The organism is Kitasatospora sp. NPDC032121 (assembly GCF_055580145.1).
Window position 1 is genome coordinate 746,268 of record NZ_JBVILX010000003.1, and the last position, 12,051, is coordinate 758,318.

The window sequence follows — 12,051 nt, forward strand, 5'->3', positions numbered from 1 at the left end:
GGCCGGGGCCGGGGCGGTGCCGTTCAGTCGGTGCCGGCCGCGGCCCCGGCCCGGCCGGCGTCCGGGAGGGCGGGGCGGTCCTCGCCGCGGGCGGCGGCGGACCCGTAGCCGTCCCGCGTGGCGGAGCCGAGCAGGTGGCCGAGGAGGCCGGGGTAGCGCTGCTCCAGATCGGCCGTGCGCAGCGAGTTGTAGCAGCGCGTCCCCTCGGAGCGGACCCAGAGCACTCCGGCCTCCCGGAGGATCTTCAGGTGGTGGGTCATCGTCGACTTGGCGATGTCACCGCCGAGTTCACCGGCCGTGTGCTCCTTGCCGTCGGACAGGGTCAGCACGATGCCCAGCCGGGTCGCGTCGCTCAACGCGAAGAGGACGGCGGGTAGTCGGATGTCCCTGGGGTCCGGGTGGAAGTAGCGGCGCACCCGCCAAGAATCGCACATCCGATCAAGGCCTGGTCCGGATGGCCGAAAAGTGACGCCGAGCTTGCGACGGGGCCGCGCCCTCGCACTATGTATCTATGTACCGCGACTATCAAACATTGGGGCGCCAGTGAAACTCGTCTACCTCCTCGGACTCGGAGCCTTCGCGCTCGGTCTCGACGCCTACGTCACGGCCGGCCTGCTGCCCGTCATCGCCGACGACTTCCACGCCTCCGTGTCGGCCGCCGGACAGATGGTCACCACCTTCACCCTCGCCTACGCCATCGCCTCGCCCGTCTTCGCCACCCTGCTGTCCGCGTCGCGGGTCCGCCTCGGCCTGCTCGGCTCCCTCGCGGTCTTCTCCCTCGCGAACGCCGGCAGCGCGATCGCCGGTTCGCTCGGCCTGCTGCTGGTCGCCCGGGCCTTCGCCGGTGTCGGCGCCGGCCTCTACCTCGCGCTCGCCGCCTCGGCCGCCGCGTCCCTCGTCGACGAGAAGCGCCGCGGCCGTGCCCTCGCCGTGATCATGGGCGGGATGAGCTCCGGCACCGTGATCGGCGTGCCGCTCGGGGTCTTCATCGCCCAGCACTCCGGCTGGCGCACCACGCTGTGGCTGGTCACCGCCATCGGCCTGGTCTCCTTCGCCGGACTCGCCCTGCGGCTGCCCGTCCTGCCCGCCACCACCTCGGTGACCCTGCGTCAGCGCGCCCAGGTGGTCACCGACCCCCGGGTCGCCTCCATCGTCGGCGTGTCCTTCCTCGCCGCCGTCGCCAGCCTCGGCCTCTACACCTACTTCGCGCCCGTCATGGCGAGCGACGTCATGGGCGGCGTCGACAACATCACCCCCTACCTGTGGGCCTGGGGCATCGGCGGCGTCATCGGCAGCTTCCTCATCGGCCCGCTGGTGGACCGGGTCCGGCGCCCGTACTCGCTGGTCGTCGGCATCCTCGTCCTGCTCACCGCCTCCCTCGCCCTGCTGCGCCCGGCCGCGACGGTCACCCCGCTGCTCGCCCTGCTGCCCATCGCGGTGTGGGGAGCGGTGGGCTGGGCGCTCCAGGTCCCGCAGCAGAACGACCTGCTGCTGGCCCGGGGGGAGCGCGGCGGCCCCGTGGCCGTCGCGCTGAACGAGTCCGCCCTGTACCTCGGCAGCGCGGTGGGCTCCGGCCTCGGCGGGATCGCCTTCTCCCTCGACTGGGACGGCGCCGTCCTCCCGCTGTTCGCCGCCGGAGCCGCCCTGCTCGGACTGGTCCTCCAGCTCACCGGCGTCCGCGCGGCGCAGCGCCGGCCCGCCGGGGTGCCGGTGCAGGCCGAGCCCGTGGCGGCCGACGCCGGCAGCTGACCTCCCGGCCCGGGTGGTCCCGTGCGGGTGCGCGGTCGGAGCTGTCCGACCGCACACCCGCACGGGACCACCTGTGTCCGCCTCAGGCCTCGCTCAGGCCTTGTCCGTACAACTCGATGCGTTCTTCTGCTGTACGGCGGGCAGTCATGAACGGTCCTCCGGACGGTACCCCGCACACGCTGTCCTTGGGGGCGCCGTCCTCCACCCTCGTTCCTGACATGCAGAGGTCAACCCACCCATGGCAGAGCTGAACCGCCGCCGATTCCTCCAACTCGCGGGCGCGACCGTCGCGTTCTCGTCACTGTCGCAGAGCATCGCGCGTGCCGCGTCCATCGCCCCGCAGGGGACCACCGGCACCATCCAGGACGTCGAGCACATCGTCGTGCTGATGCAGGAGAACCGTTCCTTCGACCACTACTTCGGGGCGCTGAAGGGCGTCCGCGGCTTCGGCGACCCCCGCCCGGTCACCCTGCCGAGCGGCAAGTCGGTGTGGCACCAGACGGACGTCCTCAAGCGGGAGGTGCTGCCGTTCCGCCCCCAGGTCAGCGACCTCGGGATGCAGTTCGTCCAGGACCTCAACCACGACTGGGCCGGCGGCCACAAGGCCTTCAACAGCGGCAAGTACGACCAGTGGGTCCCCGCCAAGACGGCCACCACGATGGCCTACCTGACCCGCGACGACATCCCCTTCCACTACGCGCTCGCCGACGCGTTCACCATCTGCGACGCCTACCACTGCTCGTTCATCGGCTCCACCGACCCGAACCGCTACTACATGTGGACGGGCTGCACCGGCAACGGCGTCACCGGCAACGGCCCGGTCCTCGGCAACCAGGAGGCCGGCTACACCTGGACGACCTACCCCGAGCGGCTGGAGAAGGCCGGAGTCTCCTGGAGGATCTACCAGGACATCGGCGACGGACTGGACGCGGGCGGCTCCTGGGGCTGGATCGGCGACGCCTACCGCGGCAACTACGGCGACAACTCGTTGCTCTACTTCAACAACTACCGCAACGCCAAGCCCGGCGACCCGCTGTACGACAAGGCCCGCACCGGCACCAACGCCAAGGCGGGCGACGGCCTGTTCGACCAACTGCGGCACGACGTGCAGGCCGGCACCCTGCCGCAGATATCCTGGATCGCCGCCCCCGAGGCGTTCACCGAGCACCCCAACTGGCCCGCCAACTACGGCGCCTGGTACGTCTCCCAGGTCCTGGACGCACTGACGTCCAACCCCGCCGTGTGGGCGAAGACGGCGCTGTTCATCACCTACGACGAGAACGACGGCTTCTTCGACCACGTCGTGCCGCCGTTCCCGCCCTCCTCCGCCTCGCAGGGCCTGTCCACCGTGGCGACCGGCGCCGACTACTACGGCGGCAGCATCGGCTACTCGGCCGGGCCGTACGGCCTCGGCCAGCGGGTGCCGATGCTGGTCGTCTCGCCCTGGAGCACCGGCGGCTACAGCTGCTCGGAGACCTTCGACCACACCTCGATCATCCGCTTCATGGAACGCCGCTTCGGCGTCCTGGAGCCCAACATCTCGCCCTGGCGGCGCGCGATCTGCGGCGACCTGACCTCCGCCTTCGACTTCACCGCGTCGAACGCGACCCCGGCGGCGCTCCCCTCCACGGCCGGCTACGCCCCGCAGGACCGCAACCGGCACCCCGACTACGTGCCCACCCCGCCCGCCACCGGCACCATGCCGAGGCAGGAGCCGGGGGCGAAGCCCACCCGCCCGCTGGCGTACGCGCCCTACGTGGACGGGGCGGCCGACACCGGCACGGGCAAGTACCGGCTCACCTTCAGCGCGGGCGCGGCGGCGGGCGGCCAGTTCCTGGTCACCTCGCCCAACCGCACCGACGGTCCGTGGACGTACACCACGGAGGCCGGCAAGACGATCGCGGACGCCTGGAACACCGCGTACTCCGGCGGCGTCACGGACCTGACCGTGTTCGGTCCCAACGGCTTCCTGCGCCGCTTCCGCAACCCCGGCAAGACGGCCGGGCCCGAGGTCACCGCCCGCCACAACGCGGCCACCGGCAACCTCGACCTGACCCTCACCAACGCGGGCGGCGCCGACGTCGTGCTCACCCTCACCAACGCCTACGGCGGCACGCCGCAGACCCTCACCGTCCGCCGGGGTGCCACCGTCACCTGCACCGTCGACCTGAGCGCCTGCCGCAACTGGTACGACGTCACCGTCACCTCCGGCGCGACCGCCGACTTCGTGCGCCGGCTCGCCGGCCACGTCGAGACCGGCGCCCCCGGCCTCTCCGACCCGGGCATCCTCACCCGCTGACGCGTCCCGCACGCCGCCGCCCCGGGCACACCCACGTGCCCGGGGCGGCGGCGTACGCGTTCAGAGGACGAAGAGGCGGTTCAGCGGGACCTCCCCGGCGGGGGAGTCCGGACACGGGCGCGCCGGGGGCGGCTTCGGGGCAGGGCCACCCCGCTCAGGGCCACCCCGCGGTCTGCGGGCGCGGGGTGGCGGCGGGCCGGGCCCTCGGCGGCCCGACCTCGGCGGGGTGGTTCCGGATGGCGGCGACGATCCGGGCGGCCCAGTCCGCCGGGCGCTCCCGGCCGAGGAGTTCGGCGAGCCGCTCCATGCGGGCCCGGCGTTCGGCGGGGGTGAGGTCGAGGGCGCGGGCCAGGACGGTGGCGAGGTCCTCGGGGGAGTGCGGGTCGGTGAGCAGGGCGGGCCCGCCGAGTTCGGCCGCGGCGCCGGCGTGGCGGGAGAGCACCAGGACGCCGGGTGCGGGCTCGCGGTCCGGGAGGGCGGCCCGGGCGGCGATGAACTCCTTGGCGGTGAGGTTCATCCCGTCCTGGAGCGAGGTCACCCAGAGCACGTCCGCCGTCAGGTAGGCGTCGACGACCTCGGTGGTGGACAGGGCGCGCGGCACGTGGTCGACCGGTTGCCAGGGGCCCTGCCGCCAGCGGGCGTTGACCTCGGCGACGCGCTGCTGGAGCCGCCGGCGGGTGGTGTCGTAGGCGGTGATGCCGGGCTCGGGCGGCGGGCAGACCAGCCGGAAGGTGAGCCGGCCGCGCAGTCCGGGCCGGCGGGTGAGCAGCCGGTCGACGGCCTCCACCTTCTGGATCGGCGCCTTGGCGTAGTCGAGACGCTCGACCGAGAGCACCACCCGGCCGGCCGCCGGGTCGGGATGGGGCGTGCGGAGGCGGGCGTGTCGCTCGACGGCGAGCCTCTCGATGGCCGGCCGGTCGACCCCGAGCGGGTGGACGCCGGTGCGCGGCGGATCGGGCAGGCCGGCCAGGGTCCGGCGGAAGTGCTCGGCGAAGTCCTCGGTGTGGAAGCCCGCCCAGTGGAGGCGCACCAGGGAGTCGCGCAGTTCGGCGGCGACCGGGAGGGTGGCGAAGACCTCCGGGGCCGGGAAGGGGGTGTGGTGGAAGATCCCGGTCCTGAGGTCGGGCCGGGCATGGTGCAGCAGGCCGGGCACCAGCCAGAGGTTGTAGTCGTGGAGCCAGACGGTGGCGCCGGGCGCGGCCCGGGCGCCGATGTGGCGGGCGAAGCGCTCGTTGACCGCGCGGTAGTCGGCCCAGGCGCGTTCGTCGAAGACCGACCGGCCGGGCTCGGACATCAGGACCGGCCACAGCGTCTCCTTGCAGGCGCGGTGGAAGTAGCCGGTCCAGGTGTCCGTATCGAGGGGTACGGGGGAGAGCGGCAGCCCGGCGGGGTGCGGGCGTTCGCCGTACGCGTTGCCCGGCGGGCCCTCGGGCGGCTGGTCGCCGACCTGTGCCGTGACCCAGACGCCCGGCAGGCCGTCGGTGAACGCGCTGGTCAGGGTGGGCAGGATGCCGTTGGGGCTGCTGGGCGGCTGCCAGCTCTCGCCGTTCCAGTGCAGCGGCGGGCGGTGGTAGGCCACCACGAGGGAGTGCAGGCCCGGACCGCGTTCGACGGCGGAGCGGGTGGGACCGGGGCCGGACCCGGGTTCGGTCCGGGGCTCGGCCTGGGGCTCTGGCTCGGCCCCGGTCCTGGTCCGGGTCCCGGTCCCGGTCCTGGTCCGGGTCCCGGTCCCGGTCCTGGTCCCGGCCCCGGGCTCGGTCTCGGGCTCGGTCCCGGGCTCGGGCTCGGGGGAGAGCCAGCCGAGCGCCCGGAGTGCCACGTGGATGCCCGCCGCGCCCGCCCGGCCGGGGCGGTGCAGCAGCGGGTTGTCCGCGAGGGCGGCGAGCAGCGCGGGTTCGGCTCCGGCGACGACCACCGCGTGCGTACCGGCCCGGAACAGCGAGAGGTCGTTGAGGGAGTCGCCGGCGACGAGGACCTCCGCGGGCTTCCAGCCCAGCTTCCCGGCCAGGGCCCGTAGGGCGTTGCCCTTGGAGGCTCCGGCCGGAAGGACGTCGAAGAAACGGTTCGCCGAGTAGACCCAGGTGCAGCCGAGCGCCTCGACGGCCGCGGTGAGTTCGCCGGTGAGCCGCTCGGGGGCGAGGTGGTAGGAGCAGCGCCCGTCCTGGACGACGCCGTGCTGGTAGTCGAGCGCGGGGAAGCGGCGCAGCGCGGCGCGCACCCGGTCCGGGCCCGGCCAGCCGGTCCGCAGGTGTTCCTGCACCGGGTCCACCGGCGTGAAGTCCGAGCCGTCGAGGACGGTGGCGCCGACGTCGGCGATGATCCACCGGGGTCTCGGTACGAGCGGATCGCGGAGGACCTCCCGGACGGAGGCCAGTCCGCGCCCGGTGGCGAAGACCAGGGTCACCTCGGGGTGGCGGGCCAGGGCGTCGCGCAACCGGCGCCGGTCGTCCCGGGTGCCGCCGAGTAAGGTGCCGTCCAGATCGGTGACCAGAATCCTCGACATCCGAGGGACGCTAACACGATCACGTCGTGTGGTGAAGTGTTCACATCACACTGATGTCCGTCCGAGCGCGGGCCCGCGCTCGACGGGCGGAGATCGGCGTCAACCCGACTGGCCCACCCGGCCGTTGACTGTTTCACGGCGACCGGTTGTCAAGCGGTTTCACTCCTTCGAGTGGCACTCGGTCGCTGATCGGTCGGCAGCGGTCTTCCGTCGGTCGAGACTGACCCCCGAACGAACGGTCAGTTCTCGGAGGGGGAGCGGTGTCGACCATCGGAATGTCCGGCATACCCGGCGCGGTCGGAGCGGATCGACGGCTGCTGGTCAGCGTCTTCGACCCGCAGGAGGCGCGGGAGGCGGTCCTCGGGGGCGCGCGGATCATCGACAGCGAGGATCCGCGCAGCGCTCTCGGGACGATCAAGCCGCGGCGGATCATGGACATCGCGGACGCGGTGCTGGCCGCCCGGCGGGACCTGCCCGTCCAGCTGAGCACCAACATCGGTGAGGACCAACTGCTCTTCCGGCGTGCGGAGAACGGACTCGCCCTGCCCAAATCGGCCTACGAGCGGATCGGCAAGGCATCGCAGGCGGCCCTCGGCGTCGCACTGGCGATGGGTACCCGCGTGCATCCCTGCGGGATCGTCAAGGTCGGCCTGGACGGCATGCGGGTCGGCGAACTGGCCGACGTGCTCGGCGAGATCACGTCGACGCTGCGCCGGACCGAGCAGCTGTCGCACACCCGGGTGATGTCCGTGCTGTTCGCGCAGGACCTCGACCTGTGGGACACCCGCAAGACCCTGCCGCAGGTGCGGCGCGCCCTGGTGGGCCTTCGGGAGTACTACCCGTGCGAGCCGTCCACGCCCGGGGCGTTCGACCTCGCCGAGTACGCGGACGCGCTGCTCGACGCGCACGGCGGGCCGCTGTTCGGCAGTCGGCGGCCGGACCTGGCCGAACTGCGGGCGTCCGGCGCCCTGCCGGCGGACGCGGCCGGCCGTTTCGTCGCCGTCAACGAGCCTTTCGCTCACGGTAGTTACGGCCTGACGGCAGGCCGTCGCACCGATCGGGAGGCGATCCGCACGATGGTCGAGGCCAGCGCGGCGGCCGGGGCCGACGCGATCATGGTGGACACCAGCATCCTGCTGAAGGTCGCCCGGATCGGCCTGGTCTCCACCGCGGGCACCCCGGAGCTCGTCGACCTCGACCGCCACGACACCGACCGGCACGGGCTGACCAGGACCGGCATCCTCTCGCTGGAGGAGATCAGGTTCTTCGTGGAGCTCTGCCACGCCCACGGAATGGAGGCGAACCTGGCCGGCTCGCTGCAGAGCCACCAGGCCCAGCAGGTCTGGCGGCTCGTCCCGGAGCTCGACCAGCTCTCCGCCCGCGGCGGCGTCAGCGCCCTGGCCCGGGACCCGTACGGCGGCACCGGCCGCGGCACCCGGCACGAGCGGACCGTCCGCCGCACCCTGGTGAGCGGCTTGGTCCCGCCCGAGCAGGGCGGCCGGCTGGTGGTGCCGCAGCGGATGGCGGAGCAGCCCGGGGCGCTCGACGACGTGGCGGGCCTGCTCAAGCGCCACCCCGACCTCGCCGGGTACTCGGCCGACGCCTACGGGGTGCTCGCCCCACTCGACTGAGCACCGGGCGGCTCGTCGCTTCTCGTCCCGGTCGACGAGCCGCGGTCTCGGTGTCGTGGGGGAGTGGCTAGCCGAGGTGGGCGCGGTAGGCGCTGACCCAGGCGCCGATGCTGCGGTAGCCGGTGGCGTCGATGGTGATCGACCCCCCGGTGCAGTCGTAGTTGTCCCAGAGCTCGACCCGGTCGCCGCCCTCGGTGCGGGCGGAACGGATCCGGTCGTTCCAGTTGTCGCCGACGTAGGTGCAGGCCCCGTCGTTGCCGGAGAACCACCGGTCCGCGCCCGAGAAGCCGGTGTCGCTGAAGGCGTGGAAGCTGGGCTGGCGGGCGAGGGGGCTGGTGGCGGCGGAGTGGGAGGCCGAGAGGGTGGCGGGCTGGGCGGAGGAGGCGGGGGCGACGACCACGGTGGTGGCGAGGACCGCGGCCGTGAGCAGCAACCTGCGAACGACGGGCATGACGTCTCCTTCGGGCGATTCGGTCTAGCGGTTCGATCGAGCGGTTCCGGGTGAACGGGGCCGCGGGAAGGGCGGAACGGGCCTACCGGTGCTTCGCCTTCGTCGGCGCCTTCACCCGGTGGCCAGTTCAGGATTTCACGGCGTGGCAGCGGACAGCTGCGTATGCGAAGAAATGACGGAAACGAGCCCCGGGCACCTGGTCGTGGTTCGGGCAGGGATTCGACTCCGCGGGCGCGCACCGGGACGGTGGTCCGGGTGAGGCGCCTGGGGCGGGGGAAGTGACCGTCTGTTCGACGGCGAAGGCTCTCCGCGGGCACCCCGACCGCGACCACATCGATGCCCACCCACCGGATCCGGCCGTACCCGACCGATGTGCGGGCCTTGTACGCATCCTCGTTCAGGAGCCGAACCGCACCTGCAGCGTCGCCGGACTGCGCGACAAGGCCCAGCGGCTGACGGCCGCCGGCATCCAGGTGCTCTACGGCTTCTACGAGTACCACGGCGGCAGCACCCCGGACGTCGGCGGCCGCGGCTGGAAGAGCCTGGAGGGCAAGCTCGGCCCGCTGGAGGGCATCACCACCACCGGCACCCGCGACCAGGTACAGAGCGCCTTCGCCAAGTCCGGCGCCGGATTCCCCGCCGGCCGCCGGGCGATGGACTACGGCGACAGCGACATCACCAAGGGCTTCGGCAACTGCACCGAGGCCACCTACAACACCTGCGCGGAACTGAAGAAGGGACCAGCCGACCGGGCCGCCGGACGGCTCGCGGCCACCCTCTCCTGGACGACCACCTACAACGACCCGTGGTACGTCGACAAGCTGCTGGGCGACGCGCAGGTGGACGGCATCATCGCGGGCTACGGCGCCTTCACGGGCGTGCGGGAGTACGACAACAGCTGGCAGTGCGCCAACGCCGTCAACCTCGTCCGGGACTGGGTGAACCGCCACAGCGGGACCCACCGCATGGCCACCGCCGGCGACCGCCTGTTCAGGTAGGCAGCCCGGAGGGGCGAAGAGGGGCGAACCGGGAGGGCGGCGCGGTGGCTCGGCCGGGCGCCCACCCGGGGGTTCCGCCTTCTCGCCCACACCTCCGGGCCGAACGCGGCACCCGGGGGTGTGATCCTGAAGTCGTAGACCGGAAGGCGCAGTTCGGCGCCGTCGACCGGTACCTTCGGTGGATGTGCCCGGTCGGTCGGGCCGCCTAGCGTCGCCCCGACGGCCTGCCGAACACCCGAGGGGAACCATCGTGATCCGCGCCGCCAAGCCGGCCGCCGCCCTGGCGGCGCTGGCCCTGACCCTCCTCGCCGCGCCGTCCGCCGTGGCGGACGGCGGCCGTGTCTCCGGCGCGGCCGGCGCGGCCGGCGTGACCGGCCAGGCCCGGGCGACCGGCGACGGTGTCGACGCCGTCGACCCGCTCGCCGCGCTGCGCCGTCAACAGCCGGCCTGGCACCCGTGCCGAACCGGCCCGCAGGACACCGCCGGCGCCGAGCTCGACGACGCCGGCGCCCGCTGCACCGAGGTCACCGTCCCGCTCGACCACCGCCGACCGGACGGCCCGACCCTGAGCGTCGCCCTCTCCCGGCTGCCCGCCACCGATCCCGCCCACCGCCTGGGTGCCCTCTTCTACAACCCGGGCGGCCCTGGCGTCCCCGCCCGGCACCTCGGCCTCGCCTTGAGCCGGGCCGCGCCCGCCCTCGCCGCCCGCTACGACATCGTCGCCATGGACCCGCGCTTCGTCGGCGCCAGCACCCCGCTCGACTGCGGCTGGCCCGCCGGCGGCCCGGGGTCGGCCGGCCCCACCCGCGCGACCTTCGAGCGGTCCGCCGCACTCGCCGGGGACCTGGCTGCCCGCTGCGCGCCGTACCGCGACGTCCTGCCGCACCTCTCCACCCGCGAAACCGCCCGGGACATGGACCTGGTGCGCGCCGTCCTCGGCGAGCCGACCATCGCCTACCTCGGTTCCTCCTACGGCAGTTACCTCGGCGAGGTGTACCTGCAGCTGTTCCCCGAGCGGGTCGGACGGGCGGTGCTCGACGCCGCCTTGGACCCCGACCGCTTCGGCCCCGACCTGACCGCCACCCAGGGCCCCGCGATGGACGCCGCGCTCACCGCGTGGGCGGAGTGGACGGCCCGCCACGACGACCGCCACCACCTGGGCACCAGCACCACCCGGGTGCTGGCCGCGGTGGAGCGGGTGCGCCGGCAGACCGAGCGGGCCCCGCTGACGGTCGGCACCCACCGGGTCGACGCCCGCACCCTGCCGCAGGTGCTGTGGACGGTGTCGGCCGGCGACGACACCGCCGCCTACACGGAGTTTGCCAACCTGGTGCGCGTCCTGGTCGACGCCGCCGAAGGCCGGACCGCCGAGCCGACCGCGCTGCTGGAGGCCGTGCTCACCGGCCTGGAGGCCCCCGACACGGGCGGGTCCGCCGCCGTGCAGACCGCGATCATGTGCGCGGACCGCGCCGCCTCGCGCGACCCGCTCGCCTACTACCGCGACGTCCAGGCCCACCGCGCCGACGAGCCGCTGTTCGGCCCGCTCACCCGCAACCTCACCCCCTGCACCTTCTGGCCCGCGCAGCCCGCCGAACCGCCCACCCGGGTGCGCAACGCCGTACCCGTCCTGCTGGTGGGCGCCGACGGCGACCCGGCCGCGACCCGCGCCGGCCAGCTCTCCGCCCACCGGGCCCTGACCGGCTCCCGCCTCGTCACCCTGCGCGGAGCTTTCCACCACACCGTCTACGCGGGCATGTTCGCGCCGCAGGACGCCTGCGTCGACGCGGCCGTCGACCGCTACCTCCTGGACGGCGTTCTGCCCGCCCAGGACACCGACTGCATCGCCGCCCGCCCGTGAGGCGGTGAACCGGCGCAGGCTACCGGGCGCCGCCCTCCAGCAGGACGGTCAGCTCGGCGAACGCCGCCCGGAGCGCGGGGAAGTGACCGGCGCCTTCGACGGTGTGCCGCAGGACGTGCGGCACACCGTCGAAAGCCGGCTCGCTCCGCTTCCACGGCGCCCTCGGCACAGGGCGTTTGTCTCGGGCGCCGAGGAGGAGTACTGTCTCCCAGTCGCTCGAATGGGAGCACCGGACACGCATCGGCGCGGACGGTCCCGGGGCGGCCAATCCCTTGAACCAACACTTCCCGGCTCGGGCTGGGGCGTATCTGTCATGGGCAGATACGGCCTGGTCTGAATGTGGCGTGTTCATTTAATCGGATTGTGGCCGATTCGCTTTTCCGAGCAGAGCTCGGCTAAGGTTTGAAACGTCGAACGGAGCGCAAGCGCCGGGCGACACCGGCAAATCGGAAGTGGAAAGCCCCGGAAAACGGAGCGGAAAACATCTGATAAGCTGGAAACACGAAAGAACGAAGCCCGGAGGGTCCGCTGGAAGGCGGTCCGAAGGAAGCGTCCGTTCCTT

At 73.2% G+C, this 12,051-nt stretch carries 9 protein-coding genes; 5 read left to right on the top strand and 4 right to left on the bottom strand.

Going from position 1 to position 12,051, the window contains the following annotated elements; all coding sequences use genetic code 11:
• Window positions 1-23 precede the first annotated feature (23 nt).
• Entirely contained in the window at window positions 24-416 is a 393-nt protein-coding gene (locus ACZ5OX_RS14040; RefSeq protein WP_465630116.1) for an ArsR/SmtB family transcription factor, read from the bottom strand.
• 127 nt (window positions 417-543) lie between these two features.
• Here ACZ5OX_RS14040 and ACZ5OX_RS14045 point away from each other — a divergent pair, with 127 nt between their 5' ends.
• Both ACZ5OX_RS14045 and ACZ5OX_RS14050 read left to right on the top strand, forming a co-directional pair.
• Entirely contained in the window at window positions 544-1,749 is a 1,206-nt protein-coding gene (locus ACZ5OX_RS14045; RefSeq protein WP_449793244.1) for an MFS transporter, read from the top strand.
• Window positions 1,750-1,987: 238 nt separating this feature from the next.
• The gene (locus ACZ5OX_RS14050; RefSeq protein ID WP_465630117.1) at window positions 1,988-4,048 is read left to right on the top strand and encodes a phosphocholine-specific phospholipase C; all 2,061 of its coding nucleotides are present in this window, start codon (window positions 1,988-1,990) and stop codon (window positions 4,046-4,048) included.
• A gap of 154 nt (window positions 4,049-4,202) precedes the next feature.
• On the opposite strand, the gene ACZ5OX_RS14055 is transcribed toward ACZ5OX_RS14050, so the two are convergent.
• Window positions 4,203-6,551 carry an HAD-IIB family hydrolase gene (locus ACZ5OX_RS14055; RefSeq protein ID WP_465630118.1) on the bottom strand — a complete coding sequence of 783 codons (2,349 nt, stop codon included), beginning with the start codon at window positions 6,549-6,551 and terminating at the stop codon, window positions 4,203-4,205.
• Window positions 6,552-6,811: 260 nt separating this feature from the next.
• Between ACZ5OX_RS14055 and ACZ5OX_RS14060 the strand changes: the two genes are divergently transcribed.
• On the top strand, window positions 6,812-8,182 hold the full coding sequence (locus tag ACZ5OX_RS14060) for a (5-formylfuran-3-yl)methyl phosphate synthase (RefSeq protein WP_465630119.1): 1,371 nt from the start codon (window positions 6,812-6,814) through the stop codon (window positions 8,180-8,182).
• Between the two features lie 67 nt (window positions 8,183-8,249).
• On the opposite strand, the gene ACZ5OX_RS14065 is transcribed toward ACZ5OX_RS14060, so the two are convergent.
• Complete coding sequence (locus ACZ5OX_RS14065) at window positions 8,250-8,633, bottom strand: peptidase inhibitor family I36 protein (protein ID WP_465630120.1); 384 nt, start codon at window positions 8,631-8,633, stop codon at window positions 8,250-8,252.
• A 278-nt stretch (window positions 8,634-8,911) separates the two neighbouring features.
• Between ACZ5OX_RS14065 and ACZ5OX_RS14070 the strand changes: the two genes are divergently transcribed.
• Entirely contained in the window at window positions 8,912-9,631 is a 720-nt protein-coding gene (locus ACZ5OX_RS14070; RefSeq protein WP_465630121.1) for a PI-PLC domain-containing protein, read from the top strand.
• 250 nt (window positions 9,632-9,881) lie between these two features.
• Window positions 9,882-11,489, top strand: a complete 1,608-nt coding sequence (locus tag ACZ5OX_RS14075) for an alpha/beta hydrolase (protein WP_465630122.1) — start codon at window positions 9,882-9,884, stop codon at window positions 11,487-11,489.
• Window positions 11,490-11,508: 19 nt separating this feature from the next.
• On the opposite strand, the gene ACZ5OX_RS14080 is transcribed toward ACZ5OX_RS14075, so the two are convergent.
• The gene (locus ACZ5OX_RS14080; RefSeq protein ID WP_465630123.1) at window positions 11,509-11,658 is read right to left on the bottom strand and encodes a hypothetical protein; all 150 of its coding nucleotides are present in this window, start codon (window positions 11,656-11,658) and stop codon (window positions 11,509-11,511) included.
• Window positions 11,659-12,051: the final 393 nt, after the last annotated feature.

Coding starts and splice junctions, on each gene's coding strand:
- ACZ5OX_RS14050 (WP_465630117.1), top strand. CDS start 1,988: ATGGCAGAGCTGAACCGCCGCCGATTCCTCCAACTCGCGGGCGCGACC.
- ACZ5OX_RS14055 (WP_465630118.1), bottom strand. CDS start 6,551: ATGTCGAGGATTCTGGTCACCGATCTGGACGGCACCTTACTCGGCGGC.
- ACZ5OX_RS14065 (WP_465630120.1), bottom strand. CDS start 8,633: ATGCCCGTCGTTCGCAGGTTGCTGCTCACGGCCGCGGTCCTCGCCACC.